Source organism: Rhodopseudomonas sp. BR0G17, from assembly GCF_010907025.1.
GTDB classification, from domain to species: Bacteria; Pseudomonadota; Alphaproteobacteria; order Rhizobiales; family Xanthobacteraceae; genus Rhodopseudomonas; species Rhodopseudomonas palustris_H.
In genome coordinates this window covers 53,870-74,215 of record NZ_QUML01000011.1, presented here as the reverse complement: position 1 = coordinate 74,215, position 20,346 = coordinate 53,870, and the positions used below count along the sequence as shown (strand labels likewise).

Here is a 20,346-nt window from a genome sequence, read left to right as displayed (position 1 = left end):
TGCCGGGGGACGATTGAGAATCAGGTCGTGATCGGGAGGCGATCAGTTCGTCGGCGCTTCCGCCGAGATGATGTCGCCGAACAGCTCCCACTTGTCGCCCTTGAACCGCATCATCTGCAGCTGGCTGATCGGAGCGAAGTCGGTCGGCGAGGTGTTGATCTTGACGCCCGGCAGCAGCGTGTCCGGCTCGAAGTTCTTCAGGCTGGCGGCCTGCTTCATCAGGTTTTCGCGGGTCAGGTTGTCGCCGCACATCTCGATCACCTTGTGCAGCGTCTGGGCGGCGCCGTAGCCGTACACCAGATTGCCGTCGGCCTTGTTGGCGCCCGGCATGTATTTGTCGACGAAGGCGTGCCACTTCTTGAAGCTCGGATCGTTGTCCCACTGCGGGTCGGTCGGATCCTTGGCGTAGTTGGCCGACAACACGCCCTGGGCGTTGTCGAAGCCGGCGGGCTGCATCACGCTCCCGACCGAGGCCGACACGTTGGTGAGGATCTGCATCGGCTTCCAGCCGAGCTCGGCGGTCTTGCGGATGGTCTGCGCGCCGAACTTCGGCGTGGTGTAGATCAGCAGCACGTCGGGATTGAGCGACTTCAGCTTGACGATGTGGCTGTCGATGGTCGGCTCGGAGATTTCATAGGCTTCCTCGGCGATGATCATCGAGGCGCCTTTCTCGCCGAAACCGTCCTTGGTGCCCTTCAGGTAGTCTTTGCCGAAATCGTCGTTCTGATAAAGGATCGCCACCTTGGCGTTCGGCTTCTCCTTCATGATGTACTTGACGTAGATCTGCGCCTCGCTCTGGTACGACGGCTGCCAGCCGATCGTCCACGGGAACGCCTTCGGATCGTTCCACTTGCTGGCGCCGGTGGCGACGAACAGCTGCGGCACCTTCTTGGCGTTGAGATACTTCTGGATCGCCGTATTGGAGGGCGTGCCGAGCGGATTGAACAACGCCAGCACTTCATCGCCCTCGACCAGCTTGCGCACCTGCTCCACCGCCTTCGGGGGCGAGTAGGCGTCGTCGTAGCTGATGAAGTTGATCTTGCGGCCGTTGATGCCGCCCTGTTCGTTGATCATCCGGAAGTAGGCTTCCTCGGTCTTGCCGATGGTGCCGTAAGCCGACGCCGGGCCCGAATAGGGCATGATGTTGCCGATCTTGATCTCGGTGTCGGACGCGCCGGTGTCGTATTTCTTCTGGGCGAAAGCGGTGCCGGTGAATGCGGCAAAACTGACGGCGACGGCTGCCGAGGCGGCAAGCGCGCGCGAACGGAAGGTGGGCATCAATACAGGCTCCTTGGGATTTTCGATTCTTCTTGTGTGGACGTCGAGGTCCGGAGCCGATTGAACACGCTTCTCGCGTATGCAGCAACCAAAAGCGGAATTACAACCGCACTGCGGCAGGCCGCCAAATGCCGCAGGGCGATAAATATAGAGGCTGCGTGGGAGGGGCGGCGGCGCGGCTTAGTTGCGAAGTTCGCCGCCGATCACCGGGCCGAACAGTTCCCAATGATCGCCGGAGAACCGCATCATCCGAAGCTGCTCGATCGGATGGAAGTCGTCCGCGGCGGTGGTCACCGTGATGCCTGGCAGCAGGGTGTCGGGCGCGTAGCCCTGAAGGCTGGCGGCCTGCTTCATGATGTTGGCACGGCTGAGATCGTCGCCGGCGCGGCGGAGCACTTCGACGAGGCACTGCGCCGCGCCATAGCCGTAGGCCACCGAATTGTCGCCGCGGTCGACGTCCGGTGCATAGGCGTCGAGGAAGGCGTGGAACCGCTTCATGCCCGGATCGTCGCGCCACTGCGGATCGGCCGCGTCCTTGTTGTAGGCGGCCGACACCAGCCCCTGGGCGGCGTCGACGCCGGCGGGCCGGATCACCGCGGCGATCGAGGCCGACACCAGTGCCTGCACATACAGCGGGTGCCACTCCAGCGTGGCGGCGGCGCGGATGCTCTGGGCGGCGAACTTCGGCGTGGTGATCGACACGAACACGTCGGCGCCCGAGGCCTTCATCCGCGCCACATGGTTATCGACCGACGGCTCGGTGACCTCGTAGCTCTCTTCTGCGGCGATCATCGGCGTCGCCCGATCGCCGAGCCCATCCTTGAGTCCCTTGAGCAGATCGCGGCCGAGATCGTCGTTCTGGTACAGCACCGCGATCCGTGCGGTCGGCTTGGTGGCCAGGATGTACTTGGCATAGACCCTGCCTTCGGTCTGGTACGGCGGCTGCCAACCCATCGTCCAGGGAAACGCCTTGGGATCGCCGAACCGGGTGGCGCCGCTGGCGGCGAACAATTGCGGCACTTGCTTGAGGTTGAGATATTTTTGGATCGCGGCGTTGGACGGCGTGCCCATTGCGCTGAACACCAGCAGCACCTCGTCGCGTTCGACCAGCTTGCGCACCTGCTCGACCGCCTTGGCGGGATTGTAGCCGTCATCATACGAGATGAACTCGATCTGCCGGCCGTTGATGCCGCCCTGATCGTTGATCATCTTGAAATAGGCTTGCTCGATCCGACCGACGATCGAATAGGCAGATGCCGGTCCCGAGTACGGCATCAGATTGCCGATGCGGATCGCGGCGGCGCCTGTCGCCGCAGGGTTCTCGGCGCGGGCCGGAGAGGCGAGGGCGAGAACGGCGGCGGACAGCGCCAGCAGCGCGCCTCGGCGCGCACGGCAAAAGCTCAAGGGCGACATGGCTCGATCGGATCGTGGCGCGCGCGGACAGCGGCGCGCTTCGCTGGCGTCCTGCATACGCCCGCCATGCCCTTCGGGACACCCTCCGATCGGGCAACAGCTCCGCTGACGGTGCAGGGCCCGCAACGACCATAGAGCGGGCAAAGAAAAAGCCCCTCGCGAACGGGTCGCGAGGGGCTGGCAGTGGTCGGTGCGGGCGGGTTATGCCCGCCGGCCGAGTTTGTGCACCCAGTTCTGCACCGTGTAGGCGATCTGCCGCGAGCCGTGCGGCAGCAGGAAGATGATCAGGACGAGGATCACGCCGAACACCGCGCCGGACAGACCCTTGGAGAAGCCTTCCGCGATGTTCGGCACGAACACGATGAACGCCGCACCGACGATCGAGCCCGGCAGCCAGCCGACGCCGCCGACCACCATGCCGAGGAACAGCGCGATCGCGAGCTGGATGGTGTAGCTGTCTGGCGCGACGAACTGCACCGCGATGGCGCCGAGGCCGCCGGCGACGCCGGTGATGCCGGCGCTGATGCCGAACGCCAGCGTCTTGTAGCGCGCCACGTCCACGCCCATCGCCGAAGCCGCGATTTCGTTGTCGCGGATCGCCATCATGGCCCGGCCGGAGCGCGACTTCAGCAGGTTGACCGAGGCGACGTAGATCGCCATCGAGACCACCAGCACGAAGTAGTACAGCCACATGTCTTGCGACATCGGCAGGCCGAACGGCGCGTCGGGCTTGGTGATGACCAGGCCCTGGACGCCACCGGTCCAGTGCTCGAAGTAGTGTAGCTTGAGCAGCTGCGGCATCGCGGTGGCGAGCGCAAAGGTCGCGAGCGCCAGATAGATGCCGCTCAATCGCAGAGCCGGCAGGCCGAACAGATAGCCGCAGATGAAGCAGATCGCTCCGGAGATCGGCAGCGTCAACGCGTAGTTGACGCCGAAGTTCTCCATCAGGATGGCCGAGGTGTAGGCGCCGACCGCGTAGAACGCGCTCTGGCCGAGCGAGAACTGGCCGGAGCCGCCGGTCAGGATGTTCAGCGCCAACACGGCGATGGCGTAGATCAGAACCATCGTCATCTGGAAGATGATGAAGTTCTTGGCGACCAGCGGGGCGAGACACAGCAGCAGCACCACCACGACCGAGGCGGTGTTGCCGAGCGCCATGTACTTCTTCGGCGTGGTCTCGACCGGTTGGGTATCGTTGACGATTTCCTGGAGTGCGCTCATGTTCAGACTCGCTTGACGATGGTGCGGCCGAACAGGCCAGTGGGTTTCACGACGAGCACGGTGACGATCAGCGCCAGGGCGATCGGCAGTTTGAGTTCGTTGCCGACACCCGGGATGTAGGTGCCCGCGAGGTTCTCGAACACGCCGACCAGGAAGCCGCCGACCACTGCACCGAACGGACTGGACAGACCGCCGAGCACCGCTGCAGCAAACCCGTAGATCAGCACGCCGCCCATCATGTTGGGCTCGAGGAATACCACCGGAGCGATCAGCATGCCGGCGATCGAACCGATCGCGGCCGCCATGCCCCAACCGAGCGCGATCATCCACGAGGTGTTGATGCCGACCAGCCGCGCCGATTCAGGCTGCGACGCCGCTGCCCGCATCGCCAGACCGATCCTAGTGTACTGGAAGAACAGGAACAGCAGGATCAGCAGCACGATGGTGACGCCGATCATCCCGGCCTGGTGGGTCGAGATCAGCTGGCTGCCGAGGAACGGCGAGGAGCCGAACGGCGACGGGAACTGCTTGATGGTGAAGTCCCAGGTCAGGCCCGCGACCGAGTTGATGATCGCGAACAGGGCGATGAAGCCCGCGACGTGGGTCAGCACCGGCGCGTTGCCGAGCGGCTTGAACAGCGCCCGCTCGATGATCACGCCGCCCGCGAACGAGAACGCCAGCGTCAGCACGAACGCGCCCCAATACGGCACGCCCCACTGCATCAGCTGCCAGGCGACGAAGGTCGAGAACATCGCCATTTCGCCCTGGGCGAAGTTGAGGTGGTCGATCGCCTGGTAGATCATCACCACGGCGAGCGCCATACAGGCATAGATCGCACCGGTGGCGATGCCAGCCAGGATTTGGTTCAGAAACAGATCCATGGCCGTCTCCTCAGTAGCCCAGATAAGATTTGCGGACGTCTTCGTTGCTGGCGATTTCCGCCGCATTGCCAGACATCACGATCCGCCCGGTCTCGATCACATACGCCTTGTCGGCGAGTTCGAGCGCGAGCTGGGCGTTCTGTTCGACCACCAGGATGGTGACCTTGTCCTCGCGGTTGATCTTGCCGAGGATCTTGAACAGATCCCGGACGATCAGCGGCGCGAGGCCGAACGAGGGCTCGTCCAGCAGCATCAGCCGCGGCCGCAGCATCAGCGCGCGGGCGACCGCGAGCATCTGCTGCTCACCGCCGGACAACGTGCCGGCCTGCTGGGTGTGGCGCTGCTTGAGCACCGGGAAGTGCGCGTACATCCGCTCGATGTCCGAGGCGATCGCCTTGGTATCCTTGCGGGTCATCGCGCCGAGCTGCAGGTTCTCCTCCACGGTCATCGTGGTGAAGGTGCCGCGGCCCTGAGGCACATGGGCGATGCCGAGCTTGACGATGGATTCCGTCGAGCTTCGGTTGATGGCCTTGCCTTCGAACTCGATCGTGCCGGTCGAACGCACCATGTTGCAGATCGCCCGCAGCGTGGTGGTCTTGCCCGCGCCGTTGGCGCCGAGCAGGGTGGTGAGGCTGCCTTCGTGCAGGTCGAATTCGAGCCCGTGCAGCGCTTGGACCTGGCCGTAATAGGCGCGCAGGTCGCGAACGTTGAGCATCGCGGTCATTGTTCGTCTTTGCTCCCCAGATAGGCTTTGATCACATCCGGGTCGTTCTGCACCTGGGTCGGCGTCCCCTCTGCGAGCTTGCGTCCGAAATTGAGCGCGACCACGTAGTCGGCTGTGGACATCACCATGCCCATGTGGTGTTCGACCAGCAGCACGGTGATGCCGCGGTCGTCGCGAATGCGGCGGATCAGGTCGCCGAGGATGTAGACTTCCTCGTGATTGAGGCCGCCGGCTGGTTCGTCGAGCAGCAGGATCTTCGGTTCTGCGGCGAGCGCACGCGCCAGCTCGACGCGCTTCTGAGTGCCGAACGGCAGGCCCGACACCGTGGTGTGGCCGACGCTGCGCAGGTCGAGATAGCCGAGGATATCGTCGACCTTCTTGTTGAGCGCTTTCTCGGTGCTGCGGATCCACGGCATGCGCAGCGAATCCGAAACGATGTCGCTGTTGGTGCGGCAATGCGCGCCGACGCGCACGTTGTCGATCACCGACATGTTCGGGAACAGCGCGACGTTCTGGAAGGTGCGGCCGATGCCGATCTCCGCGATGCGGTGCGGCGGCCGCGTCAGAATGCTCTCACCTTCGAGCAGGATGTCGCCTTTGCTCGGCTGATACAGCCGCGACAGGCAGTTGAACAACGTGGTCTTGCCGGCGCCGTTCGGGCCGATCAGTCCGAGGATCTGGCCCTTTTGCATGTTGAAAGAAATGCCGTTCAGGGCGACGATGCCACCGAACACGACGCTGACGTCGCGCACCGCGAGAAGCGGCGACGCGGAAGAAGAAGACTGAGCCTGCATCATTTGCAGTGGCCCGGTCGAGGCAGCGTTTTGCTACCTGATCCCCTCGACGACACGCGCAACTTTCCCTCCTTTTGTTCTTTTGTTATCGGATTTTCTTGGTTGCGGCGCAGCTACTCCCCCGAGCGCCGCTTCGATTTTCCTTACCATCGCGACAAGGCGAGGTCCAATGTCGTTGATCAGCCGCTCTTCCGTGAAACGGAAAGCCGGCGCGCCACAGTTGAACGCGTAGGGGCCGGTACCATCGTTGAGTGTGAGTGCAACGCCCGCGGCGTGCACATCGTCCTGCCACTCGCCGACCGAGATCGCAAAGCCGTGCTTGGCGACCATCTCCTCGGAGCGTTCGATGCCTTCTTTGATGCGCGGCCAGCGGCTGCCGTAGTATTCGCGCATTTCCTTCATTAAAACCGCGCGTTCTTCGCTTTGCAGCGCACACAAGTAAGCGCGGCCCATCGCGGTGGTGGCGATCGGGATTCGCGAGCCGACGTCGAGTTGCACGCCGACGGTGAGGCTCGATCGCGCCTGGCCGACATAGATCATGCTGATCCGGTCGCGCGCGCCAACCGCGACTGCGCCGCCGGTCTGCTGCATCAATTCGTCGCGGTAGGGCTGTGACAAATGCCGGACGCCGAGATTGGCGAGCGCCGCATAGCCAAGCGACATCGCGGCCGGCGCGAGTTGATACTTTTCGAAGCGCGGAACCTGCGTGAGATAGCCGAGCTTGGTGAGGGTATAGGTCAGCCGCGAAATCGTCGGCTTGGGCAATTTGGTGCGCGCCGCCAATTCCTGGTTGCCGAGCAGCCCGTCATTGGGGCCGAATGCGCGAAGCACTTCCAGGCCGCGGGACAGAGCCACCACGAAACTGCGGTCGGTTGCGGGTTTCTTCGGTGGACGCTTCATCCCTGCACGGCTTTTGGTTTTATGGACGTCGTTGACAATCGACGCTCTTCAAAATAACCCTCGCTGTCAAGATGTGGAATTAATTTTCGCAGTGCGAAACAAACTAAGAAACGCAAACCCAAGGAGAACGGCATGAGCGAAGTAGTCACACGCGCAACGCAGGATCAGGTCGCGATCGTCACGGTCGACAGTCCGCCGGTCAATGCGCTCAGTGCGGCTGTTCGCCGCGGCATTCTGGAAAACGTCAACGCCGCCGTTGCCGATCCCGCCGTGCAGGCGATCGTGCTGGTGTGCGCGGGCCGCACCTTCATTGCCGGCGCCGACATCACCGAATTCGGCAAGCCGGCGCAGCCGCCGGCGCTCAACGACGTCATCGCCGCGCTGGAGAATTCGCCGAAGCCGACGATCGCTGCGATCCACGGCACCGCGCTCGGCGGTGGCCTCGAAGTCGCGCTCGGCTGCCATTTCCGCGTCGCCGTCAAGGAAGCCAAGCTCGGTCTGCCGGAAGTTAAGCTCGGCCTGCTGCCGGGCGCCGGCGGTACGCAGCGCCTGCCGCGCGCTGTCGGTCCTGAGCTCGCCGTGCAGATGATCGTCGGCGGCAGCCCGATCGGCGCCGCTGAAGCGCTCAAGCATGGTCTGGTCGAAGAGATCGTCGAGAATCTGGTCGCGGGCGCGGTGGCGTTCGCCAAGAAGGTGGTGGCCGAGAAGCGCCCGCTGCGCCGGCTGCGTGACGATGATTCCAAGCTCGCCGCCGCCAAGGCCGATCGCTCGATCTTCACCAATGCGGTTGCGGCGATGACCAAGAAGGCGCGCGGCCTCGAAGCGCCGTTCGCCTGCGCCGACGCGATCGGTGCTGCGATCGATCTGCCGTTCGAGGAGGGGCTGAAGAAGGAGCGCGAGGGCTTCATGAAGCTCGTCGTGTCCGATCAGTCGAAGGCGCAGCGCTATGCATTCTTCGCCGAGCGTGAAGCCGCCAAGGTCGACGGCGTGCCGGACGGCACCAAGCCGCGCCCGGTGTCGCGCGTCGCGATCATCGGCGCCGGCACCATGGGTGGCGGCATCGCGATGTCGTTCGCCAACGCCGGCATCCCGGTGACGCTGATCGAGACCGGCGAGGAGCAGCTCAAGCGCGGCATGGGCATCATGCAGAAGAACTACGAAGCCACCGCAGCGCGCGGCGGCATCCCGGCGGACGCGCCCGCCAAGCGGATGGGCCTGATCACCGGCGTGGTTGGCCTCGAGAACGTCAAGGATGCCGACCTGATCATCGAGGCGGTGTTCGAAACCATGGCGGTGAAGAAGGAAGTGTTCACCGCGATCGACGCCCACGCCAAGCCGGGCGCGGTGCTGGCGTCGAACACCTCCTATCTGTCGATCGACGAGATCGCCGCCACCACCAAGCGTCCGCAGGACGTGCTCGGCATGCACTTCTTCTCGCCGGCCAACGTGATGAAGCTGTGCGAAATCGTGCGCGGCGCCAAGACCGCCCCGGACGCGCTGCTCACCGCGGTGTCGATCGCCAAGAAGATCGCCAAGGTGCCGGTCGTGGTCGGCGTCTGCGACGGCTTCGTCGGCAACCGCATGCTCGCCGCCCGCTCCAAGCAGTCCGAGAAGCTGTTGTTCGAAGGCGCGCTGCCGCAGCAGGTCGACGCCGTCGTCACCAAGTTCGGCATGCCGATGGGCCCGTTCGCGATGGGCGATCTCGCCGGCCTCGATATCGGCTGGCGCTCGCGCAAGGATCGCGGCATCAAGTCGGAGATCGCCGACGCGCTGTGCGAAGCCGGCCGCTTCGGCCAGAAGACCGGCAAGGGCTACTACAAGTACGAAGCCGGCTCGCGCGCCCCGATGCCCGATCCGGAAGTCGAGACGCTGATCAACGACACGCTCGCCAAGCTCGGCCTCAAGCGCCGCGACATCACTGACGAGGAGATCCTCGAGCGGATGGTGTACCCGATGATCAACGAGGGTGCCCGCATCCTCGAAGAGAAGATCGCGGCGCGTCCGAGCGACATCGACGTGGTCTGGCTGTACGGCTATGGCTGGCCGATCTATCGCGGCGGCCCGATGCACTACGCCGACAGCGTCGGCCTCAAGCACATCGCCGAGCGGCTGTCGGCCTACGCCAAGGCCACCAACGATCCGTCGCTGGAGCCCGCGCCGCTGCTCGCCCGCCTCGCCGCCGAAGGCAAGACCTTCGCCTCGCTCACGCAGCCGTCCAAGGCCGCGGCGTGATCGCTCTTCTCCCTCTCCCGCTTGCGGGAGAGGGCCGGGGTGAGGGCGACGCGGGCACAGTGCCTGGGGCCCCCACCCCCGACCCCTCCCCGCAAGGGGGAGGGGAGACCATGACGTAATGCTATTCCTGCCAGAGACGAAGAGCCGTTAGTTCACCCTCAAATCGCGAAGTGGCCCCGCATGTCCCATCCCGGTGAGCAGTACTATCCGCCTGGCGTTCGCTGGGATGCGCCAATCGCGAGGGGGACGTTGCCGGATCTGCTGGCGCAGGCCGCGAAGGACTATGCGTCGCGGCCGGCGCTGGAGTTTCGGGATCGGCAGATCACCTACACCAAGCTCGAAGCGATGGCCGAGACCGCGGCGGCCGCGCTGCTCGCCGCAGGCTATGGCCGCGACTCCTCGGTCGCGCTGTATATCGGCAACACCCCGGACCATCCGATCAATTTCTTCGGCGCGCTGAAGGCCGGCGCCCGCGTGGTGCATCTGTCGCCGCTCGATGGCGAGCGGGCGCTGTCGCACAAGCTCAGCGACTCCGGCGCACGGGTGCTGATCACCACCGATTCCGCCGCGCTGCTGCCGATGGCCGAGAGGTTTCTCGCCAAGGGGCTGCTCGACCGCCTGATCGTGTGCAGCGATGCGAGCTGGGGCGAGTCCGCCACGCCGCTGGCGCCGCTGCCCAGCGATCCGCGAGTGATTACTTACGCCGACTTCATCAAGGGCGCCTCCAAGCCCATGGCCTGGCCGGCGATTGTGCCGGACGATATCGCGCTGTTGCAGTACACCGGCGGCACCACCGGCCTGCCGAAGGGCGCGATGCTCACCCATTCCAACCTGACCTCGGCGGTGTCGATCTACGACGTCTGGGGTCTGGTGCGCGCCAATAGCGGCGGCATTCATCGCGTGATCTGCGTGCTGCCGCTGTTCCACATCTACGCCCTCACCGTGATCCTGTTGCGCTGCCTGAAGCAGGGCGATTTGATCTCGCTGCATCAGCGGTTCGACGTTGCCGCGGTTTTCCGCGACATCGAGGAGAAGCGCGCCACCGTGTTCCCGGGCGTGCCGACAATGTGGATCGCGCTCGCCAACGATCCGTCACTGGAGAAGCGCGATCTGTCGTCGCTGACGATGGCCGGCTCCGGCGGCGCGCCGCTGCCGGTCGAGGTCGCGCGGCTGTTCGAGCGCAAGACCAATCTGAAGCTGAAGAGCGGCTGGGGCATGACCGAGACCTGCTCGCCCGGCACCGGCCACCCGCCCGAAGGGCCGGACAAACCGGGCTCGATCGGCCTGATGCTGCCGGGCATCGAACTCGATGTCGTCGCGCTCGACGATCCGAAGCGCGTGCTGCCGCCGGGCGAAGTCGGCGAGCTCCGCGTCCGCGGCCCGAACGTCACCAAGGGCTATTGGAACCGGCCGGAGGAGTCCGCTCACAGTTTCGTCGGCGACCGTTTTCTCACCGGCGACATCGGCTATATGGACCAGGATGGCTACTTCTTCCTGGTCGACCGCAAGAAGGACATGATCATCTCCGGCGGCTTCAACGTCTATCCGCAGATGATCGAACAGGCGATCTACGAACACCCCGCGGTGCAGGAGGGGATCGTGATCGGCGTGCCGGACGATTACCGCGGCGAGGCGGCAAAGGCCTTCGTCAAGCTGCGCGACGGGGCGCAGCCGTTCAGCATCGACGAGCTGCGTGCCTTCCTCACCGGCAAGCTCGGCAAGCACGAGCTGCCGACCGCCGTGGAGTTTCTCGACGAACTGCCGCGCACCACGGTGGGCAAACTGTCCCGCCACGAACTGCGCAGCCAGCAGACCACCAACAAGACACAGACCAAGTAATTCGTAACAGCAACCCCGCAGGAGCCTGCATATGACCGAGGCCGTTATCGTTTCAACCGCGCGCACGCCGATCGGCAAGGCGTATCGCGGCGCCCTCAACGCCACCGAGGGCGCCACGCTGCTCGGCCACGCCATCGAGCACGCGGTGAAGCGCGCCGGCATCGACCCGAAGGAGGTCGAGGACGTGGTGATGGGCGCGGCGATGCAGCAGGGCGCCACCGGCGGCAACATCGCGCGTAAGGCGCTGCTGCGCGCCGGCCTCCCGGTGACCACCGCCGGCACCACCATCGACCGCCAGTGCGCCTCCGGCCTGCAGGCGATCGCGCTCGCCGCCCGCTCGGTGCTGTTCGACGGCGTCGAGATCGCGGTCGGCGGCGGCGGCGAGTCGATCTCGCTGGTACAGAACGACAAGATGAACAGCTTCCATGCCGTCGATCCGGCGCTGCAGGCGATCAAGGGCGACGTCTACATGGCGATGCTCGACACCGCCGAAACCGTGGCGAAGCGCTACGGCATCTCGCGCGAGCGCCAGGACGAGTACTCGCTCGAGAGCCAGCGTCGCACCGCGGCGGCGCAGCAGGGCGGCAAGTTCAACGACGAAATCGCGCCGATCGCGACCAAGATGGGCGTTGTCGACAAGGCGACTGGCGAGGTGTCGTTCAAGGACATCACCCTGTCGCAGGACGAGGGCCCGCGGCCGGAGACTACCGCTGAGGGTCTGGCTGGATTGAAGGCCGTGCGCGGCGAAGGCTTCACCATCACCGCCGGCAATGCCAGCCAGCTGTCGGACGGCGCCTCGGCCACGGTGATCATGAGCGACAAGACCGCGGCCGCGAAGGGCCTCAAGCCGCTCGGCATCTTCCGCGGCATGGTCTCCTACGGCTGCGAGCCGGACGAGATGGGCATCGGCCCGGTGTTCGCGGTGCCGCGCCTGCTGAAGCGCCACGGCCTCAGCGTCGACGACATCGGCCTGTGGGAGCTGAACGAAGCGTTCGCGGTGCAGGTGCTGTATTGCCGCGACAAGCTCGGCATCGATCCGGAGAAGCTGAACGTCAACGGCGGCGCGATCTCGGTCGGCCATCCCTACGGTATGTCGGGCGCGCGCCTCGCGGGCCACGCGCTGATTGAAGGCCGCCGCCGCAAGGTGAAGTATGCGGTGGTGACGATGTGCGTCGGCGGCGGCATGGGCTCCGCCGGCCTGTTCGAGATCGTGCAGTAAGCCTCACGGGAGTCATTCCGGGGCGCGAGCGCAGCTCGCGAACCCGGAATGACGAAGATAGTTTCGTAGACGAATTCGACCCAAGGAGGATCCGATGGATCTGAATTTCAGCAAAGAAGAGATCGCGTTCCGCGACGAGGTGCGGCAGTTCTTCAAGGACAATGTGCCGGCTAAGACGCGGCAGAAACTGATCGAAGGCCGCCACAACACCAAGGAAGAAATGGTCGAGTGGTACCGCATCCTCAACAAGAAGGGCTGGGCGGTGACGCACTGGCCGAAGGAATACGGTGGCACCGGCTGGAGCAGCGTGCAGCACTACATCTTCAATGAGGAGCTGCAGGCCGCGCCCGCGCCGCAGCCGCTCGCCTTCGGTGTTTCGATGGTCGGCCCGGTGATCTACACCTTCGGCAGCGAGGAGCAGAAGAAGCGCTTCCTGCCGCGCATCGCCAATGTCGATGATTGGTGGTGCCAGGGCTTCTCCGAGCCGGGCTCGGGCTCCGACCTCGCTTCGCTGAAGACGAAGGCGGAGAAGAAGGGCGACAAGTGGATCATCAACGGCCAGAAGACCTGGACCACGCTGGCGCAGCACGCCGACTGGATCTTCTGCCTGTGCCGCACCGATCCGGCCGCCAAGAAGCAGGAAGGCATCTCCTTCATCTTGGTCGACATGAAGACCAAGGGCATCACCGTCCGTCCGATCCAGACCATCGACGGCGGCCACGAAGTCAACGAAGTGTTCTTCGATGACGTCGAAGTGCCGCTGGAGAACCTGGTCGGCCAGGAGAACAAGGGCTGGGACTACGCCAAGTTCCTGCTCGGCAACGAGCGCACCGGCATCGCCCGGGTCGGCATGTCGAAGGAACGCATCCGCCGCATCAAGCAGCTCGCCGCGCAGGTCGAGTCCGGCGGCAAGCCGGTGATCGAGGATCCGAAGTTCCGCGACAAGCTGGCCGCGGTCGAGATCGAGCTGAAGGCGCTCGAGCTCACCCAGCTCCGCGTCGTCGCCGATGAAGGCAAGCACGGCAAGGGCAAGCCGAATCCAGCGTCCTCAGTGCTGAAGATCAAGGGTTCCGAGATTCAGCAGGCGACCACCGAACTCCTGATGGAAGTCATCGGCCCGTTCGCCGCGCCTTACGACGTCCATGGCGACGACGATTCGAACGAGACGATGGATTGGACCGCCCAGATCGCCCCCGGTTACTTCAACAACCGCAAGGTCTCGATCTACGGCGGCTCCAACGAGATCCAGCGCAACATCATCTGCAAGGCGGTGCTCGGGCTGTAAGGCGCGAAGTTCTCTCCGTCATTGCGAGCGAAGCGAAGCAATCCTGAGCCACGTGCTCGAAGCTGGATTGCTTCGTCGCTTCGCTCCTCGCAATGACGCCCGGTCGATTTTGCTATTCAAGGAAGCATCACGATGGATTTTGATTTGTCGGAGGAGCAGCGCCTCCTCAAGGAAAGCGTCGAAGGCCTGCTGAAGGGCTCTTACGATTTCGACAGCCGCAAGAAGTACGCCAAGGAGAAGGGCGGCTGGAGCCGCGGGGTGTGGGGCAAGTTCGCCGAGCAGGGCCTGCTCGGCCTGCCGTTCGCCGAGGAAGACGGCGGCTTCGGCGCCGGCGCGGTCGAGACCATGATCGTCATGGAAGCGCTCGGCCATGCGCTGGTGCTCGAACCCTATCTGCCGACCGTGGTGATCGGCGGCGGCTTCCTGCGCCGCGCCGGTTCGGCCGCGCAGAAGGCGGCGCATCTGCCCGGCATCATCGACGGCTCCAAGACCTTCGCGTTCGCCCAGCTCGAGAAGAACTCGCGCTGGGATCTCGGCGACGTCTCCACCACCGCCAAGAAGACCGGCGACGGCTGGGTGATCGACGGCGAAAAGTTCGTGGTGCTGAATGGCGAAGCCGCCGACACCCTGATCGTCACCGCCCGCACCAAGGGCGGCCAGCGTGACCGCGCCGGCGTCGGCGTGTTCCTGGTGCCGGCCGATGCCAAGGGCATCACCCGCAAGGGCTATCCGACCCAGGACGGGCTGCACGCCGCGGACATCACCTTCACCGGCGTCCAGGTCGGCTCCGATGCGGCGATCGGCGATCCGGAGAACGCGCTCGAATTGATCGAGGCGGTGGTCGACGATGCCCGCACCGCGCTGTGCGCCGAAGCGGTCGGCCTGATGGATGAATCGCTCACCACCACGGTCGAGTATATCAAGACCCGCAAGCAGTTCGGCGTGCCGATCGGTTCTTTCCAGGTGCTGCAGCATCGCGCCGCCGACATGTTCGTCGCCACCGAACAGGCCCGCTCGATGGCGATGTTCGCCACCATGGCGGCCGAGTTCGACGACGCCAAGGAACGCGCCGGCGCGATCGCGGCCGCGAAGGTGCAGATCGGCAAGTCTGGCAAGTTCGTCGGCCAGCAGTCGATCCAGCTGCATGGCGGCATCGGCATGACGATGGAAGCGAAGATCGGCCACTACTTCAAGCGGCTGACCATGATCGAGCAGACCTTCGGCGACACCGATCACCACCTCGCCCGCGTCAGCGCCGGTGGTGGGTTGATCTGATCTCTCCACGAGTCATTCCGGGGCGCTCACGACAGTGAGCGAACCCGGAATTTCTCACCTCCGTCATTCCGGGGCGCGCGCAGCGCGAACCCGGAATCTCGGCCGCACAAACACCCTCTGGATTCCGGGTTCGCGAGCTTCCGCTCGCGCCCCGGAATGACGACAGCATCCTCGTCATTGCCGGGCTCGACCCGGCAATCCATCCCAAGACGATGGATGCGCGGGTCAAGCCCGCGCATGACGTGGTCACGCGGGGGCTACCGCGTTCCGCCATAAGTAACAATCAACAACGAATCCCAGGGAGCCTCGCCATGACCGCCAATCCGTTCGATCTCACCGGCAAGGTTGCCGTCGTCACCGGCTCGTCGCGCGGGATCGGGCGGGCGTCGGCGGAGCTGCTGGCTAAGCTCGGCGCCAAGGTGGTGATCTCGAGCCGCAAGGCGGACGCCTGCGAGGAAGTCGCCGAAGGCATCCGCAAGGAGGGCGGCGATGCGCACGTCATCGCCTGCAACATCTCGCGCAAGGCCGAGGTCGAGGGTCTGATCGACGGCGCCAACGCCAAATACGGCAAGGTCGACATTCTGGTCTGCAACGCCGCGGTCAACCCGTATTACGGCCCGCTGCTCGATATCGCCGACGAAGCGTTCGACAAGATCATGGCCTCGAACGTCAAGAGCAACATCTGGCTGTGCGCCCGCGCGATTCCGCAGATGGCCGAGCGCGGCTCTGGCTCGGTGGTGATCATCTCGTCGATCGGCGGCTTGCGCGGCTCCACCGTGATCGGCGCCTACGGCATTTCGAAAGCCGCCGACTTCGCGCTGTGCCGGAGCCTCGCCGGTGAATGGGGCCCGAAGGGCATCCGCGTCAACGCCATCGCGCCGGGCCTGGTCAAGACCGACTTCGCCCGCGCGCTGTGGGAAGACGAAGCCAATCTGAAGCGCCGCACCGCCGGCACCCCGCTGCGCCGGATCGGCGAGCCGCACGAAATCGCCGGCGCCGTCGCCTATCTGGGCTCAGACGCCTCGACCTTCATGACCGGCCAGACCATCGTGATCGACGGCGGCGTCACGACGGCGTCGGTGTAGGCCTCTCCATCGTCATTCCGGGGCGCTCACGAAGTGAGCGAGCCCGGAATCTCTCTTCCTTGGAAGCAACCTCGGGATTCCGGGTTCGCGCGCAAGGCGCGCGCCCCGGAATGACGGACGATGGCGGGACGCCTAATACACATCCTGCTGATAGCGTCCCTGTTTCTTCAACTCCGACACGAACGCCGTCGCCTCCGCCGCCGAACGGGCGCCGTGCTGGGCGACGATGTCGACCAGTGCGCGTTCGACGTCCTTGGCCATGCGCTTGGCGTCGCCGCAGACGTAGAGGTTGGCGCCTTCGGTGAGCCAGCTCCACAGGTCGCGGCCGACTTCGCGCATCCGGTCCTGGACATAGATCTTCTCTCCGCTATCGCGCGACCACGCCAGCGTCAGCCGCGTCAGCAGGCCGGCATTTTTCATCGCCTTCAATTCGTCCTCGTAGAAGAAGTCCGAGGCCGAGCGCTGATGGCCGAAGAACAGCCAGTTCTTGCCCGGCGCCTGGATCGCCTGGCGCTCGTGCAGGAAGGCGCGGAACGGCGCGACGCCGGTGCCGGGGCCGATCATGATGATCGGCTGGCTGGAATCGGGCGGCAGCGCGAAATTGTGCGCCTTCTGTATGTAGGCACGGAGCGTGTCGCCGGGCTGCACCCGCTCGGCGAGGCCGGTGGAGCAGACACCGAGCCGCTGCCGCTTGCCGATCTTGTAGCGCACGCAATCGACCGTCAGCGACAGCCGGCCGGGCGTGGTCTTCGGCGACGACGAGATCGAGTACAGCCGCGGCTGCAGCGGATCGAGCGCTTCGATAAAGGCTTCCGGATCGGGACGGAGGACGGGGAATTTCTCCAGCGCGGCGAGCACGTCGAGCGTCGCGGCGTCGCCATCGGGATCCTCGCCGCTGGCGAGCGCGCGCGCCTTCTTCCGCTTGTCGCCGCCGGTGATGTAGCTGATCAGCTGGAACAGCATGTCGGGCGCGGGGGACAGCGACACGCTGTCGAGCAGCGTCTGCCGCAGCGTCGATTGCGCAATCGGAAACTCCGCCGGCGCGCCGAGCGCGTGCAGCACGGCGTCGACCAGCGCCGGATCATTGGTCGGAAACAGACCGAAGGAATCGCCGGCCTCGTAGTTCAAGCAATCCTCCAGCTCGAACTCGACGTGCCAGGTCTCCTTCTCCGAGCCCGGCTTGTTGAGCCGGCGCCGTGACAGCACCTTGGCAGTCGCCGGATTGTCGCGCGAGGTGCCGCGCGGCGGCAGCGCCGCGACCGGGGCAGCATCGGCGGCAAGGGAGGGGGCGCTATCCAGCGTCGGCGCGGTGCCGATCTGTTCGGCCAGCGTCTTCACCATCCGTGCGGTGTCCTTGCCGCCGGGGGCGCACAGGTTCAGCCGCGTCTCCTTGCCGTCGAAGATCGCGCCCGAGTAGTTGCGGCAGTCGTAGCCGCATTGGCCGCAATCCTGCTGCGCCATCGCGGCCATCAGCTTCCAGCGCAGCGGCTTGCCCTCCGCAAGCTGCATCCGTTCGCCGATCGGCAGGCTCTGATCGTGCCACGGCGCGCCGCCGTCGTCGTCTTCGGCTGCAGGCGCCGGGCCGCCGGCGAGCAATGCTGCGGCTTGATCGGGCGACAGCGCGGTGACGCCTTGCCCATCGAGCGACACCAGGCCGGCGAAGAAGCCGTTGAGCCAAGCGCGTTGCTCCTCGGAGAACGGCGCGGTCTCCGGCACCAGGAGCGGGATCGGGGGCGGCAGGTTCTGGCTCATGCCACGGTCTCCGGTGATGGCTCATAGGCGAACAGTTGGCGCAGCGTCGCCGCATCGTGGCGGCGGGCGAAGGCGAGGAAGGTTTCGGCAGGTGAAGTGCGGCGCGCGAGATACGTCTGCAGCATCCGCGCGATCACGCGTGGGGCATCGTCCTGCTTGACGTCGCGCAGCACCTCGGTGCCGATCGCCGCGTCCGGGCCAAAGCCGCCGCCGACATGGACGTGAAAGCCCTCGACGCTGTCCTCGTCCGAGATCGCGACCTTGGCGCCGATCAGGCCGATGTCGCTGATGAAGTGCTGCGCGCAGGAGTTATGACAGCCGGTGAGATGGATGCTGATCGGCGTGTTGAGCGGCACGCGGGGCTCGCAATATTGCGCGATCGCTTCCGCGGTTTCCTTGGTATGCGCGGCGGCAAAGCGGCAGCCGCTGGCACCGGTGCAGGCGATCAGTCCGGCTCGTAGCGGCGAGGCGGTTATCGCCAGTCCCAGCGCCTCGATCGCTGCCGTGGCCTCAGCCACGCGTGCGTCCGCCACGCCGGAGATCAAGAGGTTCTGCCACACCGTCAGCCGCAGATCGCCGTCGCCGAAGCTGCGTGCGACCTCGGCGAGCCCGCGCATCTGTGCGGACGTGAGATGACCGGTGGCGAGCCGGACGCCGATCCAGTTCAGTCCTTCCTGCTGTTGCGGGTGCACGCCGAGATGCGCGGCGCGATCTTGCGCCGGGCGCGGGGATGCAGCTTCGGCCGGCACGCGGATCAGCGTGCGGCCGAGTTTCTCCTCGACCAGCTCCAAGTACTTATCGAAGCCGAACGCATCGAGCACGTATTTCAGCCGCGCCTTGTTGCGGTCGGTGCGGTCGCCGTGCTCGATGAATACCCGCACGATCGCATCCGCGACCTCGGTCGCTTCGTCCGGCGCCAAGATCACGCCGGTGTCGCGGGCGAAGTCCTTGTGGCCGGTGATGCCGCCGAGCGCGAGGCGAAACCACACGCCGGGCGCGACGCCGTGACCATTCGCGATCTGCACCGCCTGGAATGCGATGTCGTTGGTGTCCTCCAGCGTCGGGATCAGCCCGCCGCCGTCGAATGCGACGTTGAACTTGCGCGGCAACCCGAACAGCGCGCGTTCATTGAGGATGTGGAAGTGCCAGTCGCGGGCGTAGGGCCGCGTATCGATCAGCTCCTGCGGATCGATCCCGGCGGTTGCCGAGCCGGTGACGTTGCGGATGTTGTCGGCGCCGGAGCCGCGCGCCCACAGCCCGAGGCTTTCGATGCCCTGCAGGAGCAGCACGGCGTTTTTCGGCGCGATCTCGCGCATCTGCAAATTGGCGCGCGTCGTGACATGCGCGTAGCCGCCGGCGAGGGTATCGGCGAGATCGGCGAGGCCAGCCATCTGCCACGATGTCAGGATGCCATTGGGAATACGCAGGCGGCACATATACGAGGTCTGCGCCGGGGCGACGTAGAATAGCCCGTAGTAGCGCCAGCGGAAATTGTCCGCCGGCTTCGGCGCGGCGTTGTCCTTCGCCTGCTGCTTCAGCCGGGCAAAGGCATCGAACGGATGCTGTTCGCGCTTCCATTTCTCCGGATCGTTGAGCTTCTTGCCCGACGCGGTGACACGGTCTTGCGCCTGGAGGTGGATTGCGTCCGGGCCGCTCGGCGCCGCGGCACCGCCGGCCGGCAGGCTGCCACGCGCGGCGCGCGCTGCGGTGACGCCGGTGGCGAAGCCTTCGAGATAGCGCTTCTGATCGATCGAGAATTCGCTGCCCATCACCGCCTCACGCCGCTTGCACGGGGAGGGGCAGGGCGCGGATCAGCTCGGCGTGGTGTCGTCGTAAGCCGCCGCCAGCATCGTCTCGGACAGCAGCGCGTAGGCGTCCCGCCAGGCTGCGGCCAGCTCCGGTGTCCAGTCGGCGCCGAGCTCGCGCTCCAGCGTCCATAGCAGTGCTGCGCCGAACGGCGTGTAGTGCGCAGCGCTGACGCCGTAGGCGATGTGCAGCCGCGCCAGCCGCCCCGTGGCCGGCAGGATGGTGTCGAGCGCGGTCAGCCCGGTCACCACCACGTTCAGCGTGCTCATCAGCTTCTTGCCCTGCCGGCGCATGTCGCCGTGAAACAGTGCCCGCAGCTCCGGCGCGGTCGTGAACAGCCGCTCGTAGAACAGCGTCGCGGTCTCGTCCGAGATCGGCGTCAACTGCGCGAAGCTCTGTTGCACCAATGCGATCGCCTGCGGCGTCATCACGATCCTTGCTTGCGATGTGGTTTCGCCGACATCCGTACACGAAGCGCTGCATCGACCAATCCCCTTTGCACGGGGCGCCTCGAACCGACGAAAAAAAGCCGCTGCCTGGGTGCTCGCGGAGCGAGGCCAGGACAGCGGCGTTGCTGTCGGAGTTTCGATGACGCCAGGACGCCCCACCGGCATCCCGCAAAGACAGTTCAGCGAATTTCGT

Annotated in this window: 16 protein-coding genes; 6 read left to right on the top strand and 10 right to left on the bottom strand. The window is 65.4% G+C overall.

Features of this window, described 5'->3' with window-relative positions:
- Positions 1-42: 42 nt before the first annotated feature.
- The 7 genes from DY467_RS11055 to DY467_RS11025 form a co-directional block, all read right to left on the bottom strand.
- The gene (locus DY467_RS11055; RefSeq protein ID WP_164636006.1) at positions 43-1,278 is read right to left on the bottom strand and encodes an ABC transporter substrate-binding protein; all 1,236 of its coding nucleotides are present in this window, start codon (positions 1,276-1,278) and stop codon (positions 43-45) included.
- Positions 1,279-1,458: 180 nt separating this feature from the next.
- Entirely contained in the window at positions 1,459-2,691 is a 1,233-nt protein-coding gene (locus DY467_RS11050) for an ABC transporter substrate-binding protein (RefSeq protein WP_164636004.1), read from the bottom strand.
- A gap of 201 nt (positions 2,692-2,892) precedes the next feature.
- Positions 2,893-3,912 carry a branched-chain amino acid ABC transporter permease gene (locus DY467_RS11045; protein WP_107345466.1) on the bottom strand — a complete coding sequence of 340 codons (1,020 nt, stop codon included), beginning with the start codon at positions 3,910-3,912 and terminating at the stop codon, positions 2,893-2,895.
- A 2-nt stretch (positions 3,913-3,914) separates the two neighbouring features.
- On the bottom strand, positions 3,915-4,793 hold the full coding sequence (locus DY467_RS11040; RefSeq protein ID WP_011159259.1) for a branched-chain amino acid ABC transporter permease: 879 nt from the start codon (positions 4,791-4,793) through the stop codon (positions 3,915-3,917).
- Between the two features lie 10 nt (positions 4,794-4,803).
- Entirely contained in the window at positions 4,804-5,517 is a 714-nt protein-coding gene (locus DY467_RS11035) for an ABC transporter ATP-binding protein (protein WP_012497117.1), read from the bottom strand.
- Entirely contained in the window at positions 5,514-6,314 is an 801-nt protein-coding gene (locus DY467_RS11030) for an ABC transporter ATP-binding protein (protein ID WP_011159257.1), read from the bottom strand. The genes DY467_RS11035 and DY467_RS11030 overlap by 4 nt, the downstream gene beginning before the upstream one ends.
- Positions 6,315-6,344: 30 nt before the next feature.
- Positions 6,345-7,211, bottom strand: a complete 867-nt coding sequence (locus DY467_RS11025; protein WP_011159256.1) for an IclR family transcriptional regulator — start codon at positions 7,209-7,211, stop codon at positions 6,345-6,347.
- A 132-nt stretch (positions 7,212-7,343) separates the two neighbouring features.
- Between DY467_RS11025 and DY467_RS11020 the strand changes: the two genes are divergently transcribed.
- From DY467_RS11020 to DY467_RS10995, 6 genes are all read left to right on the top strand, one after another.
- The gene (locus tag DY467_RS11020; RefSeq protein ID WP_164636002.1) at positions 7,344-9,443 is read left to right on the top strand and encodes a 3-hydroxyacyl-CoA dehydrogenase NAD-binding domain-containing protein; all 2,100 of its coding nucleotides are present in this window, start codon (positions 7,344-7,346) and stop codon (positions 9,441-9,443) included.
- Positions 9,444-9,623: 180 nt separating this feature from the next.
- Positions 9,624-11,282: a dicarboxylate--CoA ligase PimA gene (gene pimA, locus DY467_RS11015; protein ID WP_164636000.1), complete on the top strand. Its 1,659-nt coding sequence runs from the start codon at positions 9,624-9,626 to the stop codon at positions 11,280-11,282.
- 31 nt (positions 11,283-11,313) lie between these two features.
- On the top strand, positions 11,314-12,501 hold the full coding sequence (locus DY467_RS11010) for an acetyl-CoA C-acyltransferase (protein ID WP_164635998.1): 1,188 nt from the start codon (positions 11,314-11,316) through the stop codon (positions 12,499-12,501).
- A gap of 94 nt (positions 12,502-12,595) precedes the next feature.
- The gene (gene pimC, locus DY467_RS11005; protein ID WP_011159252.1) at positions 12,596-13,786 is read left to right on the top strand and encodes a pimeloyl-CoA dehydrogenase large subunit; all 1,191 of its coding nucleotides are present in this window, start codon (positions 12,596-12,598) and stop codon (positions 13,784-13,786) included.
- A gap of 132 nt (positions 13,787-13,918) precedes the next feature.
- Entirely contained in the window at positions 13,919-15,061 is a 1,143-nt protein-coding gene (pimD, locus tag DY467_RS11000) for a pimeloyl-CoA dehydrogenase small subunit (protein WP_164635996.1), read from the top strand.
- A gap of 311 nt (positions 15,062-15,372) precedes the next feature.
- A complete protein-coding gene (locus DY467_RS10995; RefSeq protein ID WP_164635994.1) occupies positions 15,373-16,146 on the top strand; it encodes an SDR family NAD(P)-dependent oxidoreductase in 774 nt (257 codons plus the stop codon).
- A gap of 132 nt (positions 16,147-16,278) precedes the next feature.
- Here the strand turns inward: DY467_RS10995 and DY467_RS10990 are convergent, their stop codons facing one another.
- From DY467_RS10990 to DY467_RS10980, 3 genes are read right to left on the bottom strand one after another with little or no spacing between them, the layout of a single operon-like run.
- Positions 16,279-17,898, bottom strand: a complete 1,620-nt coding sequence (locus tag DY467_RS10990) for a sulfite reductase subunit alpha (RefSeq protein WP_164635992.1) — start codon at positions 17,896-17,898, stop codon at positions 16,279-16,281.
- A complete protein-coding gene (locus DY467_RS10985; RefSeq protein ID WP_164635990.1) occupies positions 17,895-19,667 on the bottom strand; it encodes a NirA family protein in 1,773 nt (590 codons plus the stop codon). Before DY467_RS10985 ends, DY467_RS10990 begins: the two co-directional genes overlap by 4 nt.
- A gap of 42 nt (positions 19,668-19,709) precedes the next feature.
- Entirely contained in the window at positions 19,710-20,132 is a 423-nt protein-coding gene (locus tag DY467_RS10980; RefSeq protein WP_164635988.1) for a globin family protein, read from the bottom strand.
- Between the last annotated feature and the right edge of the window lie 214 nt (positions 20,133-20,346).